Origin of the sequence: Streptomyces sp. NPDC005931, from assembly GCF_042871235.1 — a bacterium.
In the GTDB taxonomy this organism is placed as follows: Bacteria; Actinomycetota; Actinomycetes; order Streptomycetales; family Streptomycetaceae; genus Streptomyces.
Window position 1 is genome coordinate 447,999 of sequence record NZ_JBIAIG010000002.1, and the last position, 22,605, is coordinate 470,603.

The following is a 22,605-nucleotide window of genomic DNA, read 5'->3' on the forward strand; positions in this document are numbered from 1 at the left end:
CGCCGTCTGCCGCAGATCGCCCCAGGACGGGGCCCGGCGGCTCGATGCCGCGCGGGCCCCTGTGCCGGCTGCCTGCTCTCAGCCGATCTGGATCTTTCCGTTGGCCTCGGCGGCGGACGGTGTGGTCGAGGGCTGGACGTCGCCGTTGCGCTGCGTGATGCTCTTCAGCAGCTCGGCGAGGTCGACTCCCGTGGTCGAGCTGAGGAGTTCGACGCCCTGGGCCACGTTGTCGGCGACGGTACGGGAGAGCCGGCTCGCGCCGTCGGTGGAGATGACCGTCATCTTGTCCACCGCGCTGAGCGGCTCCGATGCCTTCGCGACCACCTGCGGCAGCACCTCGACGAGCATCTGCAGCACGGCGGCGTCGCCGTACTGGGCGAAGGCGTCGGCCTTCTTCCGCATCGCCTCGGCCTCGGCCGCACCCTTGGCGCCGATCGCCGCCGCCTCGGCCTCGCCCTCCAGCCGCACCGCCTCGGCGATCGCCGCACGACGGGACCGCTCTGCCTCACCCTGCTTGAGGCCCTCGATCGCGTGCGCCTCGGCCAGCGCGCTGCGCTGCTGCTTCTCGCCCTCACCCGTGAGCCGGGACCGCTCGGCCTCCGCCTGCGCTGCCGCGATGCCGGCGGCCCTGTCCGCCTCGGCCTGCTTGACCCGGGCCACGCGCCTGGCCTCGGCCTCCTGCTCGGCGGCGTAGCGCTGGGCGTCGGCGGGCTTGCGGACCTGGGTGTCGAGCTGGCGGTCGGTCAGCGCGGCCTGCCGCTCGGCGACCTTCTCCTGCTGGGTGAGGATCTCCTGCTGCCGGGCCGCCTCGGCGAGCGGGCCGGCGGCGGCCGCGCGGGCGGCGGCCTCGTCGGTCTCGGCCTTGATCTCGGCCTGCTTCAGGTAGAAGGTCCGCTGCGCGACCGCGATCTCCTCTTCCGCCTTCAGCCGTGCCTGCTCGGCGGCCCGCCGGGCGACGGCTTCGGCGATGTCGGCCTCCTGCTTGGCGCGTGCGGCTTCCGGCCGGCCGAGGTCCTCCAGGTAGGAGCCCTCGGTGGTGATGTCCTGGATCTGGAACGCGTCCAGCACCAGGCCCTGCCCGGAAAGGCTCGCTTCGGCCTCCTCGGCGACCTGCCCGGCGAAGGCGGCCCGGTCGCGGATGATGTCCTCCACCGACATCCGGCCCACGATCGCGCGCAGGGCGCCGGAGAGCACCTCCTGGGTGAAGCCGACGATGCCGTCCTGCTGCATCAGGAACCGCTGGGCGGCGGCCCGGATGGCGTCCTCGCTGCCGCCGACCTTGACGATGGCGACGCCCTCCAGGTTGGCCTTCACCCCGCGCAGCGTGACCGCGCCGCGCACCGCGACCGGGATGTGCCGGGAGGACAGGTCCAGGGTGAACTTCTGCTGCACGAACGGCACGACGAAGACCCCGCCGCCGACCACGACCTTCTGGCCGCTGTTGTCGGTGAACACCCGCCCGGTCTCCGGGTCGGTGGACTTCTTGCCGCGCCGCCCGGTGACGATGAACGCCTCACTCGGACCGGCGACCTTGTACCGGCTGACCACGACCAGCGCGATCAGCACGAGGAGTACGAAGACTCCTCCCACCGCGATGGCAACAGAACTCATGGTGTTGTCCCCTCAGCCCTCCCTGAGGACGGCATGCGGTAAGAGATGTGTGGATGAGAACGGCACCTCGGCCGGGTGCCGGAAAGGAGGACCGTTTCGCCGGGTCAGCGTTCGACCGGGCGGACGGACACAGCCGACTGCGACAGCGCCTGCTCGACCCAGACGTCGGCTCCCCGGCCCACGGCAACCGGGCTCCTGGCCGCGAACTTCCTCGGCTGCCCGGCCACGTGCACCAGCACCTCGCCGTAGCCCTCGGCGGGGATCGCGGTCACCACCGAGCCGGACGCGCCGATCAAGTCGGCGTCACGCGGAGCGGCGCCCGAGGAGTCATGCACCAGAGCCCGGCTGAGCCGGTAGGCGTACCAGCCGGTGAGGACACCGGCCGGTACTCCGATCACCGTGGCTCCCACCGGGCCCAGCCCGGTTGTCCCCATGATGATCGCCCCGGAGAAACCGAGCATCGACAAGAACCCGGCGATCACGGGCAGCGACAGCAGTCCGTCGAGCAGACCCTCGATCACGGCGACTCCGTCGAGCAGTCCCTCCAGTACGCCGTCAAGAACGAATGACAGGGCAAGGAGGACGACCCCCGCTATGCCGAGCCCGAGAAACCAGGCCATCCGCGCACACCGCCTCTCCTTGCCCTTCCCCCGTTGTGGCAGGCATCGTCACATGCGGACACCGGACGGGACATTGCCTGATCCCGGCAATTTTTACGCGGCTTCAATGCCGCACCCCGAACAGTTGGACGGCCGGCGGGTGAAGCCGTGCCGATGCCCTGTGACGCTGCGTCAAGGACCTGTACCGTTCCCAGCGGTGTGCCGGGAAGTCTGGTCGGCGATCTTGACGGAAGAAGGCGGAGAGGCTTCGCCGAACGGGGGTCCCGACGTGGTGCTCGTGACGGTCTTAAGAAGCGCTGGTGGCGCGGTACGTGCCCCTGCGCGGCGTCTCCTCCGCCTGAGCCGGGTGTGGCCTACGGCATGATCACGTCCCCTCAGCCCGCGCTCGGCGTGCCGCGTCCTGGCCACATGATCGTGTGCGGGGACGACGCGCTCGCCGAGCGGCTGGCCGCCGAGCTCGCCACGGTGTACCGGGAGCGGGTCACGCTCGCCGTACCGTCCTTGCCGCGGCCCGGCGCGAGCACCGGAAGGGCGCGCGCCGCCGCGCTGCTCGGCCGGATACAGGCCGCCATGAACCGCACGGAGGGATCGGCCGATTCGGGCGCGTCCGGCACAGCCCGCATCGTCGAGACCGCCGTCCTCGACGAAGCCGCACTGGCCGAGATGGGAGTGCGTGAGGCCGCCGCGTTGGCGCTCGTGCATGACGACGACGAGACCAACATCCACGCCGCGCTGGCCGCCCGTCGTCTCAACCCCCGGCTGCGCCTGGTCATCCGGCTCTACAACCGCAAGCTCGGACAGCACCTGGAAGAACTCCTCGACCAGGCCGCCACCCTCGCCGTCCCCGGCCTGGACCCCGAGGCGCTGGACACCTCCACCACCGTTCTGTGGGACGCCGACACCGCGGCACCCGTGCTCGCGGCGACCGCCGTCGCGGGCACCAGCAAGGTCGTCCAGGCCGACGGACTGCTGCTGCGTGCCGTGGAACGCACTCCACCCGGCCACGGCCGGGTCGCCGATCCAGGGCTGTGCACCCTGGCCCTGCTGTCGTCTACCACCAACGATCCGGCTGGAGCGGAAGGTTCGGACGCCAGCGGCCGGGAGGCGCCGATTCTGCTGCCGGACGACGACACGGTCGCGGGCGCCACCGGGCGTGGCACGGTGGTCCTCGAAACGGTCACGCACACCTCTTCCGGTTCCGCACCGCGTCGGCTGGTGGGGCGCGGACTGCCGCTCGGCTCGCTGTTCTCGCGCCGACTGCGCTGGTCACTGGCCGGGCTCTTGGGGTGCGTCCTGGGGGTGGCCGTCTATGTCCTACGGCCCGAGGACCGTGTGGTACTCGCCGCGACGCGCCAGGGTCTGGCCGAACTCCTGGGTCGGCAGTCACGGCTGGGGACGCGAACCCCTCAGGCATGAGGTGGGTCGCTTGATGAGCAGTTGATCGTCGAATGTGTCTGTCCGGTTGGTGATCAGCGCTGCGAGGTGGGACAGGACCGAGCCTGCCCAGCACCATCCGCATACGTGCCATGCCCTGCCAGCCATTTCCTGATCGCTTTCGTAGCGCCCGATGCAACGGGTCAGGAGGACGTCCATGACCTCCGCGAGAGATGGCGGAACGTTTACGCCACCGCGGTGACTACGTGTATGCACGTTCATCAGGTGTCCGGTGAACGGATATCCGGTCCCGCATAACGGTCCGATATCGCTCGCTGGCACTTTCGACCGGGACTGTGAGTTATGTGACTTGAGTCACTAAAGGAATTGCAAAGGTCGTGGTACAACTGCGCAACTCCGCAGGTGGCACCGCTCGACGCCACAGTGCGGAGCGGTCGGCATGCACCTGCAGCACGACCCGGGTGATCACTATCCGCATCCACGGGACAGTCCACCCAGCGTCGCCGATCGGACAACGGCGTTCGTTCAGAGACCGCACATCGACCGGCGGCACTTCCCCGTGTCCCGGGCTCGCACCATCGAGGTAGCAACTGTGTCACTCGACTCCGTCACCCAGAACGTCGACGAAGCCGTCAGCGATTTCTTCGAACCGATAGCCAAGTGGCTGGGGGAAATCGTCTTCTACGCGGTTCCAGTCGGCGGAACGGATCTTCCCCTCATCGTCGCCTGGCTCGTCGTCGCCGGTCTCGTCTTCACCGGCTGGTTCGGGTTCGTGCAGGTCCGCAAGTTCAGACTCGCGCTCGACGTGGTGCGCGGGAAGTACGACGAGAAGGGGTCGGCGGGCGAGGTCAACCACTTCCAGGCCCTGACCGCCGCCGTCTCCGGCACGGTCGGCCTCGGAAACATCGCCGGTGTGGCCGTCGCCGTCTCCATCGGCGGCCCTGGCGCCACGTTCTGGATGATCCTGTGCGGCCTGCTCGGCATGGCCACCAAGTTCGTCGAGGTCACCCTCGGCGTGAAGTACCGCGAGGTGCACGCAGACGGCACCGTCTCCGGCGGCCCGATGCACTACCTGCCCAAGGGCCTCAAGGACCGCTTCGGCAGCGGCGGCGCCAAGCTCGGCAAGGTGCTCGCCGTCCTCGCCTCGATCATGGTCCTCTTCTTCGGCCTGTTCGGCGGCAACCTGTTCCAGACCAACCAGAGCTACGCGCAGGTCTCCTCGACCTTCGGCGGCGAGGACGGCTTCCTGGCCTCCTCCGCCGGTGCCGTCCTCTTCGGCCTGGTCGTCTCCGCGCTGGTCGGCCTGGTGCTGCTTGGCGGCATCCGCTCCATCGCCTCAGTCACCAGCCGACTGGTGCCCGCGATGGCCGCCATCTACATCGTGGCCTGCCTGGTCGTCATCCTGGGCAACGTCACCGCGGTGCCAGACGCGTTCCAGACCATCCTGCAGGGTGCCTTCGAGGCCGACGGCGTCGCCGGCGGTGTGCTCGGTGCCCTGATCATCGGTTTCCAGCGCGCCGCATTCTCCAACGAGGCCGGTCTCGGCTCCGCTCCGATCGCCCACTCCGCGGTCAAGACCAACCACCCCGCGAGTGAGGGTCTGGTCGCCCTGCTGGAGCCGTTCATCGACACGGTCGTCATCTGCACCATGACCGCTCTGACCATCGTCATCGCCAACCCGGCCAGTTGGGCCGAGGCCCGCGCCGGCGAGAGCATCGGCGGCGTCACCATCACCTCCGATGCCTTCGCGACCGTACTGCCCTGGTTCCCGGCCGTGCTCACCGTCGCGGTGCTGCTGTTCGCCTTCTCCACCATCCTGACGTGGGGCTACTACGGCCTCAAGGCCTGGTCGTACCTGTTCGGCAAGAGCAAGGCCAGCGAGACCGTCTTCAAGGTCGTCTGGAGCCTGTTCGTGGTCCTGGGCGCCCTGATGTCTCTCGACTCGCTGATCAGCCTGGCCGACTCCGCGCTCTTCCTGTTGTCGGTCTTCAACATCATCGGCCTGTACCTGCTGGCCCCGGTCGTCAAGCGCGAGCTCGGCTCCTTCCTGGAGTTCGTCCGCGCCCGCAACACCGGCCAGATCAGGGACGACGAAGACCAGGAGTCGGTGAAGACCACCGTCTGACCGCCCCCCCGGCGGCCCGGCTCCTGTACGGGCCCGTACCCACCTCGCGCCTTGGTGGGTACGGGCCCGCACGCCTGCCGCCAACGACCGCTCGCCGAGTTCCTCGGCCCCTCGCGCCGCCGGTCCAGGTGACCGATGGCCGGGGCACCGTGACCCCCGTGCAGCGGGATCCACGGTCGGCAGGCCCACCGGCAGCAAGGCGATCAACCCCCGCGGCGACAAAGACCATGGGCAGGGACAACGGCCGCCTGGACATCAGCCGGGGCAGCGGGCCGCCCCCAGGCCCACACAGAGGTAGAGCACGTCCGAGAGCGTCACCACCTCGGCCTCCTGCCCGGGGACCACTCCGGGCCACGCGTGTACCCCGTCCGCACCGGTGCCCCGCCCGAGTCCGTCACCGAGCCCGCTGCCTGCCCGTTTGCGGCCCTCGAGGTGGGGGTGGGCCGACGGGTCGGCTCCGGTTAGTGTGTGAAGAACGCGTCAAGAAGGGCGCGGGGTGTGCCGGGAAGTCTGGTCGGCGTCCGTGGGGCCGTGTGCCCGTTTCGCCGATACCCCGGAGGTTTGCCGCCTTGGCCGCAACCCCACCCCGAACCCCGTTCCTCGGTCTCCTCTCCTGGCCCGAACGGCAGGCAGTGGCCCGGGCCCTGCGTACCGAGACGGTGGGCGGTCTCGTCCTGCTGGCCGCCGCGGTGGTCGCGCTCGTGTGGGCGAACACTCCGCTCGGCACCGCGTACACCACGATCCGCGACTTCCACTTCGGAATCCCCGCACTGGGACTGGACCTCTCGGTCGGCCACTGGACCTCCGACGGACTCTTGACCGTCTTCTTTCTGGTCGCTGGGATCGAGCTGAAGCGGGAACTCGTCGTCGGCTCGCTGCGCACCCCGGCGACGGCGGCGCTGCCCGTCATCGCCGCCGTGTGCGGCATGGCCGTGCCCGCCGCCTTCTACGCCGTCACGGTCGCGGCCGGCGGCGGCAGCATGGACGGCTGGGCGGTACCGATGGCCACCGACATCGCCTTCGCCCTGGCGGTCCTGGCGGTCATGTCCACCCACCTGCCGACCGCCCTGCGGGCCTTCCTGCTGACCCTCGCGGTGGTCGACGACCTCGGCGCGATCTTGATCATCGCCCTCTTCTTCACTTCGGACCTCAACTACTGGGCGCTGGCGGGAGCGCTTGCCGGGCTGATCGTCTTCTACGTCCTGCAGCAGAGGCGGGTGCGGGGCTGGTGGTGGTACGTGCCGCTCGGAGTGGTGATCTGGGCGCTGCTGTACGACGGTGGCATCCACGCCACCGTCGCGGGAGTTGCCATGGGCCTGATCCTCCGCACGGTCCGCGACCGGGACGAAGAGAAATCACCCGCAGAACGCACTGGACATCTGCTGCATCCGCTCTCCGCCGGCGTGTGCGTGCCGCTGTTCGCACTGTTCGCCGCCGGGGTGAGCGTCTCCGGTGACGCACTGGGCAAGGTGTTCACCACCCCCGAGCCTCTCGGCGTGATCGCCGGGCTGGTCGCGGGCAAGATCCTCGGCATCTTCGCCGGAACCTACCTCGCCGCCCGCTTCACCCGCGCGCGGCTCAATCCCGACCTGGCCTGGGCCGATGTCCTCGCCCTGGCGACCCTGGCCGGAATCGGCTTCACGGTCGCCCTGCTCATCGGCGAGCTGGCCTTCCCCGGCACGGCCGTCGGCGAGCACGTCAAAGCCGCCGTCCTGATCGCCTCGCTCGCCGCCGCCCTGCTGGCCGCCCTGCTCCTGCGCCGCAGGAACACTGTCTACCGGCGCCTGTACGAGGAGGAGAGCCTCGACGCGGACGCCGACGGCATCCCGGACATCTACCAAAGCGACACTCCCACCCTCACCGCAGCACGACCCCAGGACGAGCAGGCGGACTGATGGCCACCGAAGCCTCCTGCCGGCACCCGCGATCGTCAGGGCGGTCCTGGGTATCGGGACCGCGCTCGGCGAACTCCGCCATCCGGGCAGTGCCCGCCAAGAGTGGGCCTTCGCCACCGACCGCAAGGCCGTGGCCGCCGGAGCCACAGCCACAGCCACAGCGGCAGCGGCAGCGGCCAGCATCTTGCTCGGCTGGGGCCAGATCGGTGTCGCCGCAGTGGCCTGGGCGCTCGTCGTCGGCGTGCTCACCGCCCAGTTGTTCCACCGAGCCGCACCCCGCCCGTAAGCGCGCGGGTGACCGGTGACGGCAGCCGTTCATGGTCGGTCAGCAGGAACCAGTGAACGTGCGGCGAGCAGGCCTGGGGGCACGGCCGGCGGTGGTGTCGCAGTAGGTGGGTAACCACCAGCAGGGTGGGCGCGTCGGTTGGGGACGGCGCCGCCGGCCGGCGATCGGTACGACAGCTTTCCCGGAACAGGGCGCATCTCGGGTGGGCTCCGAGGCCGAGCGGGGGTGACGGCCCGGGCGGACGGGTGACACGGCAGGCTGGAACCGCTGCGCCCGGACGAGGAGGTTGTATGGACTGGCTGGTCTCGCTGATCGGTGCCGCCATGGTTCTGGTCATCCTGAGGGACCTGTTCCACACGCTGTGGCATCCGACCCGGCATGGAGGCCTGAGCCGGATCGTGATGACGGGACTGTGGCGGCTGCTCTCCCCGGGCCGTGCGGTTCGGGGGGCAGCGGGGCTGGTCGGGCCGCTCGGCATGGTCGGTGTGGTGGTGATGTGGGCCAGTGGAGTGGCCGTGGGCTGGGCCCTGGTGTACTGGCCGCACTTGCCGGAGGGGTTCGCCTTTTCCAGCTCGTTGGAGCCGGCCGAGCACGCGGGGCCGGTAGACGCCCTCTACATCTCCCTGGTGATCGTCGCCACGCTCGGCCTGGGCGACATCGCCCCGCGGAGGGCTGGTTGCGCGTTGTAGCACCTCTTGAAGCCCTGGTGGGTTTCGCGTTGCTGACCGCAACCGTCTCCTGGGTCCTCGGCATCTATCCCGCGCTGGCGCGGCGCCGGACGCTGGCACTGCGGATCTGCCACCTGCGCCGGGCCGGTCTGATGGCGCGGCAGCTGGAATCCGATGCCGGGGCCGCGGTGCTGGACGGACTCGCTTGTGACATCACCCGGGTCTGTGTGGACTTCGCCCAGTACCCCGAGTCCTATTACTTCCACGACGGTCCCGGCGACACCTCGCTGGCCCGGACGATCGGCTTCGCCGCCGACCTGGCCGAGCAGGCGCGGCGGGCGGAGCACGCGGGTGTCCGCCTCGCGGCTTCGGTGCTCGCCGCAGCACTCGACGACCTCGCCGCTGTACTCGACGACCGCTTTCTGCACACGCGGGGCACCGCGCAGCAGATCCTGGCCGCCTACGCGCACGATCACGGAAGTCGCTGAGCCTGAAGATCTGCGCGACCCACCGGCATGGGCACCGGCACGTACGGCTGCCTGGGCCGGGCGCGTGGCGGCGCGTCGGCATCGCATGGGGCATGCTCACCAGGTGCGACTCACGGGTAGGGTGTGCGGCCGGGATATGAGCGCCTGACGCCGGTGGGTGAAGACAGTGACCGTCGGGCACACGGGGGGAGAAACAGCCATGGCGGGCCTGGCGACGCGGCTGCGGTCATGGTTGTCGGTGCTGATCGCCCACCCCGCTCGCGCGGTTGTCCTGGCGTTCGCGGTGGTGGTTCTACTCGGTGCTGTGTTGCTGTCCCTCCCGTTCGCCGCGGAGCGGGGTTCCTCGCCCGGTTTCGTGACCGCGCTGTTCACGGCCACCTCGGCGGTGTGCGTGACGGGTCTGGCCGTGGTGGACACCGGAACGTACTGGAGCGGCTTCGGTGAGGGCGTGATCCTCGCCCTGATCCAGGTCGGCGGGTTCGGCATCATGACCCTGGCGTCACTGCTGGCGGTGTTGATCTCGGGCCGGCTGCGGCTGCGCATGCAGTTGACCGCACAGGCGGAGACCAAGAGCCTCGGCATCGGTGACGTACGGCGCGTCCTGCTCGGTGTGGCCGGTACCACGCTGATCGTGGAACTCGCGGTGGGCGCGGTGCTGTCGCTGCGCTTCCGGTACGGCTACGGCGAGGACATCGGCAGCGCCGTGTACCTCGGCTACTTCCACGCCGTGTCGGCGTTCAACAACGCCGGTTTCGGGCTGCACGCCGACAGCCTCACCCGCTACGCCCAGGACCCCTGGGTGACCCTGCCCGTCGCCGCCGCGGTGATCCTGGGAGGCCTCGGCTTCCCGGTACTGCTGGAACTCATGCGCCACCGCCGTCGGCGCCGTACGACGGGGCTCCGCACATGGAGCCTGCACGCCAAACTCACCCTGAGCACCACCGTCGTCCTGCTCGTCGGCGGAACGCTGTTGACCTGCCTGTTGGAGTGGACCAACCCCGGCACCCTCGGCCCGCACACCACGGCGGGCAAGATCCTCGACGGCTTCTTTCACTCCGCCATGAGCCGCACGGCCGGCTTCAATGCGATCGACGTCGGCGCGCTGCACTCCTCGACGCTGCTGATGACGTGCGTGCTGATGTTCATCGGCGGAGGCAGCGCCGGAACCGCGGGCGGGATCAAGGTCACCACCTTCGCGGTGCTGCTCGCCGCGATCCTTGCCGAAGTGCGGGGCGAGCCCACCTCCACGGTGCTGGGCCGCCGCCTGGCACCGCACGCGCTGCGCCAGGCCCTGACGGTGGCGCTGCTCGGGGTGGGCCTCGTCATGGGCTCGACGCTCGTCCTGCTCACGCTCACCGACGAGCCCATGGACGCGGTGCTGTTCGAGACCGTGTCCGCCTTCGCCACCGTCGGCCTGTCCACCGGTATCACCGCCGACCTGCCAGCGGCCGGGCAACTGCTTTTGGTCGTCCTGATGTTCGTCGGCCGCCTCGGCCCCATCACGCTCGTCTCGGCCCTCGCCCTGCGCGAGCGCACCCGCCGTTACGACCTGCCAGAGGAGCGACCCGTCATTGGTTAACAAACTGCATGCCCTGCGCCGTCGCCACCGCAGGCGCCCGACGGAGACCGACGCACGTGGCGGTGACCAGCGCGTCGCCGTCATCGGGCTCGGCCGCTTCGGCTCCTCGCTGGCCAGCGAGCTGATGCGGCGCGGCTGGGACGTCCTCGGCATCGACACCGACGCCCGGCTTGTCCAGAAGTACAGCGACGGGCTCACCCACGCCGCCGTCGCCGACTGCACTGACCCGGAGGTGCTGCGCCAGCTCGGCGTGCACGAGTTCACCAGCGCTGTCGTCGCCATCGGCACCGACATCGAGGCGTCCATCCTGGTCAGTTCCAACCTGCTGGAGTCCGAGGTGCCCAACATCTGGGCCAAGGCCATCAGCCGCCAGCACGGCCAGATCCTCGAGCGCCTCGGTGTGCACCATGTCGTCCTGCCCGAGCACGAGATGGGTGAGCGCGTCGCCCACCTGGTCACCGGACGGATGCTGGACTTCATCGAGTTCGACGACGACTACGCCCTGGTGAAAACTGTCGCCCCGGACATCGCCACCGGCATCCCGCTGGGCCAGAGCCAGGTCCGCAGCCGGTACGGCATCACCGTGGTCGGCATCAAACGACCGGGAGAGGGCTTCACCTACGCCACCGCCGAGACGGTCGTCCAGAAGGGCGACGTCATCGTCGTCACCGGCAAGACCCGCGCGGTGGAGGCGTTCGCCGAGCTCAGCTGAAGCCCCGTTCCGGGGACACTTGTCCGCGCGACAGAGTTTGAGGTCCGTGTTCACGAAGAGGTGCACGAATGCACCGCCAGCAGATCAGCCCGGTCGCCGTCCCGTCCGTCCACGAGATCGATCTACGACGTCGTAGCGGATCACCGCCGCTCGACCGCGCCGGCGAACCGGCGGGGCCTGACGGCACACACGGGCACCACGAATGGTTTTCACCACGGATCCGGTCTGTCGGCCGCCCCGCCCCAATGCTCAGGGCGGCAGCCGCTCCGGCCCGCCGCACGACCCAGCAGCCCTTGCCCTGTTCACCGCTCAGCGGACCGCCCCAGGCTTTTGATCTTCCCGAACGGGTAGGCACCCACGGTCACCACGGCCAAGCCGTAGAGGGCGAGTACCACAAGTCCCCAGGTGCCGACCGTTCGGCCACCGCCGCTGATGATGACCGTGCCGATCGGCACCAACGGAGCGAAGCTGAGCACCGCGGACCCGGTGCACCAGAAGGCCACCATGTCGTTCGCCCGTTTCCTCAGCTCCGGGTCGGACTTCACCTCCGCAGGGACCTCGTACCCGTCGGACCGGTCACAGACCTTGCCCCGGTACCCGGTGTGTGCGGCCAGCGAACCGGCCACGCCCAGCAGGAGGAAACAGCCGAAGATGAAGATGTAGGCCATGGATGCCCCAGGATTCGCGCGGTGCCGATCAACGTCAGCGGATGTACTTGATGATGAAGGCGATCACCATGTTGACGGCCTTGTTTTCTTGACCCAGCCCGGTTCAGGAACTTCCAGACGACGCCCCCGATCTCGCCCCTGAGACAGCCGATGACGGCGTTCCTGTGGCCGTCGTCGAGTGGCTGCTTCGAGCAAGGAAACCGGTCGGTCGGTTCGTATGGGGAAGGCTTTCGGGTGAGGGCGGGGCCTCAGCCCGTGGCTGGGAAGGACCGTACTGCCTCAGGCCTCAGCCGGTGGTCACGAAGGACCGGTACCAGGTCGCCGCGCGGGGGAACGTCTGGGTGAAGCCCTCGCCGGGGGAGCAGTCCAGGTCCTTCCAGAAGCCGTCGTCCGCGAACCAGTGATCGACGGTGAGCATGTCGAGGTGATGCGTCGCGCGGGGGGATCCCGCGGCACGCGCGCGGGCGGTGGCGGGGTCCACCGCCGCGCCCCCGCCCGGCCGTTCGACCCGTTCGCAGACCGCGGCGAGCAGTTCCGGGGCGGGGACCGGGTCCGGATGGTTGACGTAGTACGTGCCGGGGCCGTGCGACGGGGACAGCGCCGCGGCGACGACGGCACGGCCCAGGGTGTCGACGTCGATCATCGACTGGAGCGACGCGCAGCCCGTGACGGTCGCGGAGAGCTCCCGCAGGAGGCCGAGCAGTCCGGGGATCATCCAACGGTCGCCCTCGCCGTGCACCAGGTGCGGGCGCAGGACCAGGCCACCCGCGTCGAGGACGTGCCCTTCGGCCGCCGCGCGGGTGCGGCTGGCGGCGGACACGGGGGCGATCGGGGCCTCACCGGGGCGCACGCCGTGGAAGGGGCCCCTGCCGTGGACGGCGGCCGTGCTCACGTACACGATCCGGCGCACACCGCTCCGGACGGCTTCCTCCACCAGGGCCTTCGTGCCCAGGTCGTTGACCGCTGCGAGCCCCTGCGGTTCCCCGGCGACCCGGGAGGCGCAGTGGACGAGGACGTCGACGCCGGTGCAACTTCCGCGCAGGGCAAGGGGGTCGGCGAGGTCGCCGGGCACGGTCGCAGCGGACGGCGGCCCGTCGGGTGACGTGACCGGTCCTCGCCGGGACATCAAGCGGACGTTCACGTCGGCGCGTTGGCGTGCCGCTTCCGCGACGCGGCTGCCGATGAAGCCCGTCGCACCGGTGATCAGGAGGTTCGTGCTCACTTCTGGGACGGTACCGGGGCCGGGGGTGCGCTGGTGAGGGTGGCGGTGAAGACGTGTTCGTCCTGCTGGCGTCCCGTCACCCGGACCGTGACCTCGCCCTCGCCCTTGTCGAGCACGTCGGCCTCGATCCAGCAGGGGCTGTCCAGTTCGGTGTAGCGGCGGAAGGAGACGGCCATGTCGGACGGCAGGAAGGGCCGGGTGCCGGACGCCGCGGTCGCCGCCTGGCGGGCCGCCTCGAACAGGACCATGCCGGGGACGTGGTCGTTGGGCCGGGGGAAGAGCACCGGGTGGCCGGTGTCGACGCGCAGCCGCCACAGGCCCGGTCGGTCGGCGGGGGCGAGCACGACGTCCTCCGCGCGGCCGCGGCCCACCGACTCGGGCGGGACCCCCGGTAACAGGGGTATTCGGGTGCCGACGGCGGCCAACTGGCGCTCCCGCAGGCGACGGTAGGCGGCCGGAGAGGTGCAGCCCGTGCTGCCGGTGCCCCGGGCGACCAGTCGTCCCGCGCGGTGGAACTCCATCGTCGTGCGCATGCTGTTCAGCCCGCGGCCGCGGCGGCGCACCTCGGAGCAGACGACGTCGACGGTGACCGGCTCCCCCGCGTCGGCCCGCAGCAGGGCGTACGGGTCGCCACCGACCTCCATGTCCCACATGACGAAGTGGGTGTCCAAGGGGGCGCCGAACTCCGCGTGGGCCAGGGCCATCGAGGTCTGCCGCAACGTTTCGCCCACGATCATCGGATCCTGGTGCAGATCGTCGACGGGGCCGAAGAAGCAGTGGTCGTCGGGCCAGCCGGCGGTGACGCGGAAACGGTGGTCGGAGATTCGGACCCACTCCAAGGGGAAGACGTCCGACGGGCGCGGGCGGTGGGCGAGTTCCGGGGTGACGCGCCGGCGGGGACCGCCCGACGGGGCGGTTTCCGGCGCGGTGACTTCCGGGGCGTCGTCCGTGGTTCTGTTTGCGAGCGCGCCCCGCTGTCCGGTCTGATCCTCCATGGGTGCGCTCGAGGGACCTGTCTGCGGCATGGGGAACCCCTGGGATCGACAACCTGGCTCCGGTCGGCTTGCCCCTAAGATACGGACGAGCCGGTTTCTTTCAAAGGGTGATCCACATCGAGTGGTCCACACCACTGGAGACGAGCCCACGCGCCCGCGCGCCCGCACGACATGGCGACCGCACGGCGACTTCACGGCGACCCACGAAAGGGCAGGAGGCACCCATGGCGCGACAGGAGCGCGCGATCCGCACCCGGCGGACCATCCTGGAGGCGGCCGCGGCCGTCTTCGACGAGCGCGGCTACACCTCGGCGACCATCGGAGAGATCCTCGAGCGGGCCGGGGTGACCAAGGGTGCGCTGTACTTCCACTTCGGCTCCAAGGAGGAGCTGGCGCTCGGCGTCTTCGAGGAGCAGCTGGCGATCTCCCTGCCCCCGCAGTCCAGCAAGCTGCAGGAACTCGTCGACTCCGGCCTGGTGCTGGCCCTGCGGCTGCGCACCGAGCCGCTGGTGCGGGCGAGCGTCGGACTGGCCCTGGACCAGGGCGCGCTGGGGCTGGACCGGACCCCGGCCTTCCGGATGTGGATCGACCAGACCACCAGGACCCTGGCCGAGGCGAAGGCGGGCGGCGAACTGCTGCCCCACGTCGACGTGACCGAGACGGCGGAACTGCTGGTCGCGAGCTTCTCGGGGGTGCAGCTGCTGTCGCAGTTGCGCTGTCAACGGCAGGATCTCGAGCACCGGGTCGTCGTGCTGTTCCACCACTTGTTGCCGGGCGTCGCAGTACCGGCGGTGCTGGCCCGGCTGGACATCTCGGAGCACCGGGCCGACCGGGTCCTCGCGGAGAGCCGGCTGGAGGCGGTGCCGGAGAGTGTGGCGGAGGCGGGGTGAGCGTGGCTGGGCGGAGGCCGGCGCGGCGAGGCGGGCGCGTCGACGCCGGCCTGGCGACGCGGGGGCTGGGCGACGGGGCGTGGTGATGCGGGGGCTGGGTGACACCAGCGTGGTGATGCGGGGGCGGTGACACCAGCGTGGTGGTACGGGGGCGGTGACGCGGGCGGGGTGTTGCGGGGGCGGTGACGCGGGGCGGAGGGCGCGGTTTCTTCCACAGGCGGGGCGTTGTCCACAGGGTCTGACGACTTTCGGCCACCGGTTGTACGGTCGGCACGTGGATGTCCTGCGCCGACGGCCTCGGTGCGGGACCGACAGTCGTGACGATGCGCGGGTGCGCGTGCGGGGGAGGCGGTTGCGGTGACCGATGTCGTGGGGGGATCGGAGCGGGCGGAGCGGGGCTCCGCGGGCGGGACGCGGCGGGTGCCGCACGTGCCGGGGTTTGCCCGGTGGCCGGTGGCCGACTCGTCCCGGCAGGAGGGCAAGGCCCTGCGCAGGCACGTTCCGCGCGGCGGGCACGCCGCGTTCGAGCCGGACGCCTCCCGGCCCGACGCGGTGAGCGCGGTCGAGGAGTCCAGCCGCGGCCGGCTGCCCGAGCTGACCCCGATCCGGGTGGGCAGGATGGCGGCGACGCCCTTCGCCTTCCTCCGCGGATCGGCCGGCCTCATGGCCCACGACCTCGCCCGCACCCCCGTGACCGGCATCGGGGCCCAGATATGCGGCGACGCCCACGCGGCGAATTTCGGCCTCTACGGCGACGCACGCGGCGGACTGGTCATCGACTTGAACGACTTCGACGAGACGGTTCGGGGCCCCTGGGAGTGGGACCTGAAGCGGCTCGCGGCCTCGCTGGTGCTCGCGGGCCGGGAGGCCGGCGCCGACGAGGACACGTGCCGGGCTGCCGCCTACGACGCGGTCGGCGCCTACCGCCGCACCATGCGGCTGCTGGCCAGGATGCCGGTGCTGGACGCGTGGAACGCCATCGCGGACGAGGAACTGGTCTCCCACACCGACGCCCATGATCTGCTCGGCACGCTGGAACGGGTCTCCGAGAAGGCCCGCGCCAACACCAGCGGCCGGTTCGCCGCCAAGTCGACCGAGCGGACGGAGGACGGCGGACGCCGTTTCGTGGACGCCCCGCCGGTGCTGCGCCGCGTCCCCGACGACGAGGCCGCCGCGGTCGCGGCGTCGCTGGAGCACTACCTCGGCACGCTCCCCGAGGACCGCCTTCCCCTGCTGGCCCGCCACGCGGTGATCGACGTGGCGTTCCGCGTCGTGGGCACGGGCAGCGTGGGCACGCGTTCGTACGTCGTGCTGCTGCTGGACCACCGGGGCGAACCGCTGGTGCTCCAGGTGAAGGAGGCCCGCCCCTCGGCGCTGGTCCGGCACCTGCCGACGGCCGGTTTCGAGGTCCCGGCGACCGACCACGAGGGCCGGCGCGTGGTCCTCGGGCAGAAGCGGATGCAGGTCGTCAGCGACAGCCTGCTCGGCTGGACGACGGTCGACGGTCGGCCCTACCAGGTACGGCAGTTCCGCAACCGCAAGGGCAGCGTGGACCCGGCGGCCCTGGCGGCCGACCAGGTCGACGACTACGCCCGGATGACCGGTGCGCTGCTGGCCCGCGCCCACTCGCACAGCGCGGACCCCCGCCTGATCGCGGGTTACTGCGGCAAGAACGACGAACTGGACGAGGCGATGGCGGCCTTCGCCCTCGCCTACGCCGATCGCACGGAGGCCGATCACGCGGATCTGGTGACCGCGGTGCGGGCGGGGCGGATCGCGGCGGAGATGGGCGTCTGAAGGAGCGGGCGGAGGCTCCGTGCAGACCGGGGCCCGTTCGAAGGGGGGCGATGGGGGGGAGGGGCGTGAGTCGGGCGGAAAGTCCGCGCGCCACCAGGACACGAGTCGGGGTGGAGTCCGCGCGGAAGGAGCCCCATGGTCCGTCGGCCGGCGGGGCGGTCGGCGCGGTGCCTGCAAGGGGCGGACCGGCCCCGGTGCAGTGCGGTGGTCGCCGCCGTGTGCTCGCGGGTCGATCGGCCGGGCGTTCCGGCGTCCAGGCCGGGCGTCCCCGGACCACCTCGGGGCGGCCGTGAGGGGACGTTCGGGTGGCCTACGCTGTTCGGATGACGACCTCGGAAGGTGAGCAGGGCGGTGGCGGCGCCGGTGCGGAGCGGGTGCCGTCCGACGGTGGTGCGACACGGCCCGAGGAGCGGCTGGAGCAGGCCGTACGGGCCGCGGAGCAGGCGCTGATCGAGTTCGAGATCGCCGTGGAGACCTTCCGCGTCGAGGTGGAGAACTTCTCGCGGCTGCACGAGCAGAAGCTCGGCCCGATGTACGCCCGCCTGGAGGAGCTGGATGCGCAGATCCTCGAGGCCAGGGCCGCCCGCACCGGCGATCCCGAGGACCGGCGCCGGGCCGACGAGGCGCGGGCCCGCCTGATGCCGATCCCCGGCGTCGAGGACCTGCTGGGTGGCTGGATGAGCGACGAGGGCCTCTTCCCCGAGGCCGCGGCCATGCTCACGGACCAGCCGGTCCGGCCCCCGCAGCGGGTGCGCCCGAGCGAGGAGGCCCGCAAGCTCTACCGCGAGCTCGCCCGCAGGGCCCACCCGGACCTGGCGCAGGAGGACGAGGAACGCCGCCGACGCGAGGAGTTCCTCACCCGCGTCAACACCGCCTACGCCCGTGGTGACGAGGTGGCGCTGCGCGCACTCGCCGAGGAATGGGCCGCCGGCCCGGAACTCCAGCGCGGCCCGAGCCCCAGCGAGGAGCTCTACGCCCGCCTCGAATGGCTCGCCCGGCGCAAGGAGCTGCTCACCCTGGTCGCGAAGGACCTGGAGGAGAGCGCCATCGGCGCCATGCTGAGGCTGGCCCCGGACGACCCCGACCGGCTCCTGGAGGAGATCGCCGAGCAGCTGCGCGGCCAGGTCACCCAGCGCGAGGCCGAGCTGGCGACCTTGCTGGCCTAGGCTCCGTGTGCATTCCGCCGCAGACGCGGGGCGACGGGGCGCCGTCGCCTCCCTGCGTCCTGATCCGCACGGCGGCGGGCCCGCAGGGCCGCCCGGCGAGCGGGCCGCCCGGTGTCCGCCGCTCCAGCAAGATCCGGGGCATCCGGGGCGGCACGGGCCGGGCGGTGAGGCCGGCCGGGGCCGGTGCTGCTTCGGGTAGCGTCGGACGCATGACTTTTGGAGCTGGTGTGCCCACGGTCGCGGTCGCGGACCTCAAGGACGGCGACTTCCTGCTGGACGTCCGAGAGAACGACGAGTGGAAGGCAGGGCACGCGGAAGGGGCGCTGCACATCCCCATCAGCGAGTTCGTGGCCCGCTACGGCGAGCTGACCGAGGCCGCCCCGCAGGACGGCCGGGTGCATGTGATCTGCCGCTCCGGCGCACGCTCGGCCCAGGTCACGATGTATCTGGCGCAGCAGGGCATCGACGCGGTGAACGTCGACGGCGGCATGCAGGTGTGGGAGGCCGTCGGCCGCCCCGTGGTCACCGACGACGGACAGCCGGGGCACGTTCTCTAGCGCCTCGTCCCGGCCCGGGACGGATGTCGTCCCGGGCCGGGAAGACATCCGGCCCGGGGCTCCCTGCCGTCAGCGGTCGAAGTCCAGCTCCACCCGCTCGGTGAGTGGGTGCGACTGGCAGGCGAGGACGTACCCCGCCTCGGTCTCCTCCGACTCCAGGGCGAAATTGCGGTCCATGCGCACCTCGCCGGAGACCAGGAAGGCCCGGCACGTGCCGCAGACCCCGCCCTTGCAGGCGTAGGGGGCGTCGGGGCGGTTGCGCAGCACGGTGTCCAGAAGGCTCTCACCGGCCTGGACCGGCCAGGTGCCGCCACGCCCGTCGAGGCGGGCGGTGACCGTGCTGTGCGCTGGGGCCGGTGCCGGGGAGGCGAGTGCCGTGCCGGCGTCCACGTGGAAGATCTCCTCGTGGATGCGGGACCGGACGACGCCGAGGTCACGCAGTGCCCGCTCGGCTCCCTGGACCAGTCCGTACGGTCCGCACAGGAACCAGCCGTCCACCCGGCCGACGGGCAGCAGCGCCGGAAGCAGCCCGGTCAGCCGGTCGCGGTCGAGCCGGCCGGAGGGCAGGCCGGCCTGCTGCTCCTCGCGGGAGAGCACCGTCACCAGCTGGAGCCGCTCGGGGTAGCGGTCCTTCAGGTCGGCGACCTCTTCCAGGAACATCGTGGAGGCGGTCGTGCGGTCGCTGCGGATGAGGCAGAAGCGGGCCCGGGGCTCGCGGGCGAGGAGCGTCGAGACGATCGACAGCACCGGGGTGATGCCGCTGCCGCCGACGACCGCGGCGTACAGGCCGGGGGCGGGCTGGAGCGTGAAGCGGCCGGCCGGGATCATGACCTCCAGCTCGTCGCCGAGGTTGATTTCCTTGAGCGCATAGGTCGAGAACGCGCCGCCCTCGACCAGCCGCACCCCCACCCGCAGGGTGCCCGGCCCCTCCCCGTCGGGTGCCGGGGAGCAGATGGAGTAGGTGCGCCGGATCTCCTCACCGTCGACCGTGCGCCGCAGGGCGAGGTGCTGGCCGGGGGCGTGGCGGTACTCCTCCCGCAGGTCCGGGGGGACGGCGAGGGTGAGGGCGACGGAGTCGTCGGTGAGCCGGTCGACCGCGGCCACCCGGAGCCGGTGGAAACGCGCCATCACAACTCCTTGAAGTGGTCGAACGGTTCACGGCAGGTCAGGCACCGGCGCAGCGCCTTGCACGCCGTGGACGAGAAGCGGCTGAGCAGCTCCGTCTCGGCGGATCCGCAGTGCGGGCAGCGGACGGGGGGCAGCTGCTCGTCGCCGGGGGCGACCTGGGTGCGGGCCGGTCCGAGCGTCACCGGAACGGGCCCGGAGTCCCGGCGCACGCGCGGCGGGGCGATGCCGAACTCCCTCAGCTTGCGCCGCCCCTCGTCCGTGATGTCGTCCGTCGACCAGGCGGGGGCGAGCACCCGGCGGACGGTGACCTCGCGCACGCCGTGCTCGCGCAGCACCCGCTCTATGTCCATGGACATCGCCTCGACGGCCGGGCAGCCGGTGTACGTGGGGGTCAGTTCGACCTCGACCGTGTCCGTGCCGCGCGCGTGCACCGCGCGCACCACACCCAGCTCGCGCAGGGTCAGCGCGGGCAGTTCGGGGTCGGGCACCGAACCGGCGAGCTCCAGCAGTTCCGCCTCCAGCGGTGTCGCCGTCACCATGTCGCCCCCGGGTGGCTGCGGTGCAGGTGCTGCATCTCGGCGAGCATCAGGCCGAAGGGCTCGGTGTGCAGGCCCTGGCGGCCCACGCCCGCCGCCCAGGCTCCCGTGCGCGGACCCTCGGGCACCGTGAGGGTGGCCCGGTCCAGCACCTCGCGGATCTGCTGCAGCCAGGACGTCTCCAGGCGCGCCCAGTCCACCTCGAGTCCCTCGACCGGCTGGAACATCTCGCCGGTGAACCGCCACAGCGCGTCCACGGCCCGCTGCATGCGCGCGTGGCTGGCGTCGGTGCCGTCGCCGAGCCGCAGAGTCCACTGCTCGGCGTGGTCGCGGTGGTAGGCGACCTCCTTGACCGCCTTGGCGGCCAGGGGGGCGAACGGACCGTCGCCCGAGGCCAGTTCGGCGTGCAGCAGCTGCTGGTAGGTGGAGAAGTACAGCTGGCGGGCGATGGTGTGGGCGAAGTCGCCGTTGGGCTGTTCCACCAGCTGGAGGTTGCGGAAGGCGCGCTCCTCGCGCAGGAACGCCAGCTCGTCCTCGTCACCGGCCATCGACAGCAGGACCCGGGCCTGGCCCAGCAGGTCGAGGGCGATGTTGGCGAGGGCGACCTCCTCCTCCAGCACGGGGGCGTGACCGGCCCACTCGCCCAGGCGGTGGGAGAGCACCAGTGCGTCGTCGCCCAGGGCCAGGGCGGCCGTGGCGGGCACGGTGTCCTCGGCGGGTGTGGTGGTCACAGGTGCTGCACCCCCTCGGGGATGTCGTAGAACGTGGGGTGCCGGTAGGGCTTGTCGGCGGCCGGCTCGAAGAACGGGTCCTTCTCGTCGGGCGAGGAGGCGGTGATCGCGGACGACGGCACCACCCAGATCGAGACACCCTCGCCGCGCCGGGTGTACAGATCGCGCGCGTTGCGCAGGGCCAGTTCGGCGTCCGGGGCGTGCAGGCTGCCGGCGTGGGTGTGGGAGAGGCCGCGGCGTGAGCGCACGAAGACCTCCCACAGAGGCCAGTCGGTGGTGGTCATGCGTGTGCCCCTTCGTACTCACCGGTGTGCTTGGCCGCGTAGGCCGCGGCGGCCTCCCTGACCCAGGCGCCGTCCTCGTGCGCCTGCCTGCGGCGGGACAGTCGCTGCTCGTTGCAGGGGCCGTTGCCCTTGAGGACCTCCCAGAACTCCGTCCAGTCGATCGGGCCGAAGTCGTGGTGCCCCCGCTCCTCGTTCCACTTCAGGTCCGGGTCGGGAAGGGTCAGGCCGAGCGACTCGGCCTGGGGGACGCAGATGTCGACGAAGCGCTGGCGCAGTTCGTCGTTCGAATGCCGCTTGATCTTCCAGGCCATCGACTGCGCGGAGTGCTGGGACTCGTCGTCGGGCGGGCCGAACATCATCAGGGACGGCCACCACCAGCGGTCCACCGCGTCCTGTGCCATCGCGTGCTGTTCGGGGGTGCCGCGGCTCAGGGCCAGCAGCAGCTCGTATCCCTGGCGCTGGTGGAAGGACTCCTCCTTGCAGATGCGGACCATCGCCCGCGCGTACGGTCCGTAGGAACAGCGGCACAGGGGCACCTGGTTGGTGATCGCGGCGCCGTCCACCAGCCAGCCGATGGCGCCGACGTCGGCCCATGTCAGCGTCGGGTAGTTGAAGATCGAGGAGTACTTCTGGCGGCCGGAGTGCAGCTTGTCCAGCAGCTCCTCGCGGTCGACGCCGAGCGTCTCGGCGGCGCTGTAGAGGTACAGGCCGTGCCCGGCCTCGTCCTGCACCTTGGCCATCAGGATCGCCTTGCGGCGCAGCGAGGGAGCGCGCGTGATCCAGTTGGCCTCCGGCTGCATGCCGATGATCTCGGAGTGCGCGTGCTGGGCGATCTGGCGCACGAGGGTGGCGCGGTAGGCGTCCGGCATCCAGTCGCGCGGCTCGATCCGCTCGTCGGCGGCCACGGCCGCGTCGAAGGCGCGCTCCAGCTCGTCGGCGTCGCCGGTGCCGTCCGGTGCGTCGTACGTCTGGCCACGTGCCGTGTCGCGCGCGGCTGCTGTCGCCATGTGGTCCCCCTTGACCTGGGCTTCCTTCGGAGCACGCTCCCGACCGATCGTTCGGTTCGTGCGGTTCCATGGTGTGACGGGCACCGCAAGGTGTCAACCGCTGTGGATAACCTGCGGGGGGCCGCCCGTGGACGCCGGTCGCCGCCTGTGGACAACAGGGAGGGAGCCCGGGTGTGGTGACGGCCACTGCCCCGGGCGGCGGTCGGGACTGTGCCGGATCGCCGGGGCTGAGTACCGTTCCGGTG

Annotated in this window: 20 protein-coding genes and 1 pseudogene; 11 read left to right on the top strand and 10 right to left on the bottom strand. The window is 71.2% G+C overall.

Annotation, left to right across the window (positions count from 1 at the left end):
- Positions 1–78: 78 nt before the first annotated feature.
- Together ACFYOV_RS06025 and ACFYOV_RS06030 are read right to left on the bottom strand one after the other, a co-directional pair.
- Positions 79–1,611 carry an SPFH domain-containing protein gene (locus tag ACFYOV_RS06025; protein ID WP_389083333.1) on the bottom strand — a complete coding sequence of 511 codons (1,533 nt, stop codon included), beginning with the start codon at positions 1,609–1,611 and terminating at the stop codon, positions 79–81.
- Positions 1,612–1,715: 104 nt separating this feature from the next.
- Positions 1,716–2,231 carry a hypothetical protein gene (locus ACFYOV_RS06030; protein WP_389083336.1) on the bottom strand — a complete coding sequence of 172 codons (516 nt, stop codon included), beginning with the start codon at positions 2,229–2,231 and terminating at the stop codon, positions 1,716–1,718.
- 408 nt (positions 2,232–2,639) lie between these two features.
- Between ACFYOV_RS06030 and ACFYOV_RS06035 the strand changes: the two are divergent.
- From ACFYOV_RS06035 to ACFYOV_RS06065, 7 genes and pseudogenes are all read left to right on the top strand, one after another.
- Positions 2,640–3,539, top strand: a pseudogene (locus ACFYOV_RS06035) (NAD-binding protein); the annotation flags it as partial.
- Positions 3,540–4,218: 679 nt separating this feature from the next.
- On the top strand, positions 4,219–5,751 hold the full coding sequence (locus ACFYOV_RS06040) for an alanine/glycine:cation symporter family protein (protein ID WP_389083338.1): 1,533 nt from the start codon (positions 4,219–4,221) through the stop codon (positions 5,749–5,751).
- Positions 5,752–6,320: 569 nt separating this feature from the next.
- Positions 6,321–7,646 (top strand): Na+/H+ antiporter NhaA, encoded by a 1,326-nt coding sequence (nhaA, locus tag ACFYOV_RS06045; protein WP_389083340.1) that lies wholly within the window; start codon positions 6,321–6,323, stop codon positions 7,644–7,646.
- Positions 7,647–8,222: 576 nt separating this feature from the next.
- Entirely contained in the window at positions 8,223–8,621 is a 399-nt protein-coding gene (locus ACFYOV_RS06050) for a hypothetical protein (RefSeq protein WP_389083342.1), read from the top strand.
- Complete coding sequence (locus tag ACFYOV_RS06055) at positions 8,609–9,088, top strand: hypothetical protein (RefSeq protein WP_389083345.1); 480 nt, start codon at positions 8,609–8,611, stop codon at positions 9,086–9,088. The genes ACFYOV_RS06050 and ACFYOV_RS06055 overlap by 13 nt, the downstream gene beginning before the upstream one ends.
- A 199-nt stretch (positions 9,089–9,287) precedes the next feature.
- A complete protein-coding gene (locus tag ACFYOV_RS06060; protein ID WP_389083347.1) occupies positions 9,288–10,667 on the top strand; it encodes a TrkH family potassium uptake protein in 1,380 nt (459 codons plus the stop codon).
- Positions 10,660–11,379, top strand: coding sequence for a potassium channel family protein (locus tag ACFYOV_RS06065; RefSeq protein WP_389083349.1), 720 nt, complete (start codon positions 10,660–10,662; stop codon positions 11,377–11,379). Before ACFYOV_RS06060 ends, ACFYOV_RS06065 begins: the two co-directional genes overlap by 8 nt.
- Before the next feature lie 302 nt (positions 11,380–11,681).
- On the opposite strand, the gene ACFYOV_RS06070 is transcribed toward ACFYOV_RS06065, so the two are convergent.
- The 3 genes from ACFYOV_RS06070 to ACFYOV_RS06080 form a co-directional block, all read right to left on the bottom strand.
- Positions 11,682–12,047 carry a hypothetical protein gene (locus tag ACFYOV_RS06070; protein ID WP_389083351.1) on the bottom strand — a complete coding sequence of 122 codons (366 nt, stop codon included), beginning with the start codon at positions 12,045–12,047 and terminating at the stop codon, positions 11,682–11,684.
- A gap of 286 nt (positions 12,048–12,333) precedes the next feature.
- Entirely contained in the window at positions 12,334–13,269 is a 936-nt protein-coding gene (locus ACFYOV_RS06075) for an NAD-dependent epimerase/dehydratase family protein (protein WP_389083353.1), read from the bottom strand.
- Complete coding sequence (locus ACFYOV_RS06080; RefSeq protein ID WP_389083355.1) at positions 13,266–14,264, bottom strand: ScbA/BarX family gamma-butyrolactone biosynthesis protein; 999 nt, start codon at positions 14,262–14,264, stop codon at positions 13,266–13,268. The genes ACFYOV_RS06075 and ACFYOV_RS06080 overlap by 4 nt, the downstream gene beginning before the upstream one ends.
- A gap of 224 nt (positions 14,265–14,488) precedes the next feature.
- Between ACFYOV_RS06080 and ACFYOV_RS06085 the strand changes: the two genes are divergently transcribed.
- From ACFYOV_RS06085 to ACFYOV_RS06100, 4 genes are all read left to right on the top strand, one after another.
- The gene (locus tag ACFYOV_RS06085) at positions 14,489–15,154 is read left to right on the top strand and encodes a ScbR family autoregulator-binding transcription factor (RefSeq protein WP_389083357.1); all 666 of its coding nucleotides are present in this window, start codon (positions 14,489–14,491) and stop codon (positions 15,152–15,154) included.
- A 357-nt stretch (positions 15,155–15,511) separates the two neighbouring features.
- The gene (locus tag ACFYOV_RS06090; RefSeq protein WP_389083358.1) at positions 15,512–16,951 is read left to right on the top strand and encodes a DUF2252 domain-containing protein; all 1,440 of its coding nucleotides are present in this window, start codon (positions 15,512–15,514) and stop codon (positions 16,949–16,951) included.
- Between the two features lie 323 nt (positions 16,952–17,274).
- Positions 17,275–18,117: a hypothetical protein gene (locus ACFYOV_RS06095; protein WP_389083360.1), complete on the top strand. Its 843-nt coding sequence runs from the start codon at positions 17,275–17,277 to the stop codon at positions 18,115–18,117.
- A 227-nt stretch (positions 18,118–18,344) separates the two neighbouring features.
- Positions 18,345–18,674, top strand: coding sequence for a rhodanese-like domain-containing protein (locus tag ACFYOV_RS06100; RefSeq protein WP_389084078.1), 330 nt, complete (start codon positions 18,345–18,347; stop codon positions 18,672–18,674).
- A gap of 69 nt (positions 18,675–18,743) precedes the next feature.
- Here the strand turns inward: ACFYOV_RS06100 and ACFYOV_RS06105 are convergent, their stop codons facing one another.
- Genes ACFYOV_RS06105 through paaA form a run of 5 tightly spaced genes read right to left on the bottom strand, consistent with a single transcriptional unit; the run spans position 18,744 to position 22,360 of the window.
- On the bottom strand, positions 18,744–19,802 hold the full coding sequence (locus ACFYOV_RS06105) for a 2Fe-2S iron-sulfur cluster-binding protein (protein WP_389083362.1): 1,059 nt from the start codon (positions 19,800–19,802) through the stop codon (positions 18,744–18,746).
- Positions 19,802–20,341, bottom strand: a complete 540-nt coding sequence (paaD, locus tag ACFYOV_RS06110) for a 1,2-phenylacetyl-CoA epoxidase subunit PaaD (RefSeq protein WP_389083365.1) — start codon at positions 20,339–20,341, stop codon at positions 19,802–19,804. Before paaD ends, ACFYOV_RS06105 begins: the two co-directional genes overlap by 1 nt.
- A complete protein-coding gene (gene paaC, locus ACFYOV_RS06115; protein WP_389083367.1) occupies positions 20,335–21,069 on the bottom strand; it encodes a 1,2-phenylacetyl-CoA epoxidase subunit PaaC in 735 nt (244 codons plus the stop codon). Before paaC ends, paaD begins: the two co-directional genes overlap by 7 nt.
- Positions 21,066–21,353, bottom strand: coding sequence for a 1,2-phenylacetyl-CoA epoxidase subunit PaaB (paaB, locus tag ACFYOV_RS06120; RefSeq protein ID WP_389083369.1), 288 nt, complete (start codon positions 21,351–21,353; stop codon positions 21,066–21,068). Before paaB ends, paaC begins: the two co-directional genes overlap by 4 nt.
- Positions 21,350–22,360: a 1,2-phenylacetyl-CoA epoxidase subunit PaaA gene (gene paaA, locus ACFYOV_RS06125; protein ID WP_389083371.1), complete on the bottom strand. Its 1,011-nt coding sequence runs from the start codon at positions 22,358–22,360 to the stop codon at positions 21,350–21,352. Before paaA ends, paaB begins: the two co-directional genes overlap by 4 nt.
- Positions 22,361–22,605 lie beyond the last annotated feature (245 nt).

Bases quoted from the DNA above. Each gene is read 5' to 3' on its own strand.
- paaA (WP_389083371.1), bottom strand. From the start codon at position 22,360: ATGGCGACAGCAGCCGCGCGCGACACGGCACGTGGCCAGACGTACGAC.
- ACFYOV_RS06080 (WP_389083355.1), bottom strand. From the start codon at position 14,264: ATGGAGGATCAGACCGGACAGCGGGGCGCGCTCGCAAACAGAACCACG.
- ACFYOV_RS06050 (WP_389083342.1), top strand. From the start codon at position 8,223: ATGGACTGGCTGGTCTCGCTGATCGGTGCCGCCATGGTTCTGGTCATC.
- ACFYOV_RS06025 (WP_389083333.1), bottom strand. From the start codon at position 1,611: ATGAGTTCTGTTGCCATCGCGGTGGGAGGAGTCTTCGTACTCCTCGTG.
- ACFYOV_RS06030 (WP_389083336.1), bottom strand. From the start codon at position 2,231: ATGGCCTGGTTTCTCGGGCTCGGCATAGCGGGGGTCGTCCTCCTTGCC.
- ACFYOV_RS06060 (WP_389083347.1), top strand. From the start codon at position 9,288: ATGGCGGGCCTGGCGACGCGGCTGCGGTCATGGTTGTCGGTGCTGATC.
- ACFYOV_RS06105 (WP_389083362.1), bottom strand. From the start codon at position 19,802: ATGGCGCGTTTCCACCGGCTCCGGGTGGCCGCGGTCGACCGGCTCACC.
- paaB (WP_389083369.1), bottom strand. From the start codon at position 21,353: ATGACCACCACCGACTGGCCTCTGTGGGAGGTCTTCGTGCGCTCACGC.
- ACFYOV_RS06085 (WP_389083357.1), top strand. From the start codon at position 14,489: ATGGCGCGACAGGAGCGCGCGATCCGCACCCGGCGGACCATCCTGGAG.
- ACFYOV_RS06095 (WP_389083360.1), top strand. From the start codon at position 17,275: ATGACGACCTCGGAAGGTGAGCAGGGCGGTGGCGGCGCCGGTGCGGAG.
- ACFYOV_RS06070 (WP_389083351.1), bottom strand. From the start codon at position 12,047: ATGGCCTACATCTTCATCTTCGGCTGTTTCCTCCTGCTGGGCGTGGCC.
- paaD (WP_389083365.1), bottom strand. From the start codon at position 20,341: ATGGTGACGGCGACACCGCTGGAGGCGGAACTGCTGGAGCTCGCCGGT.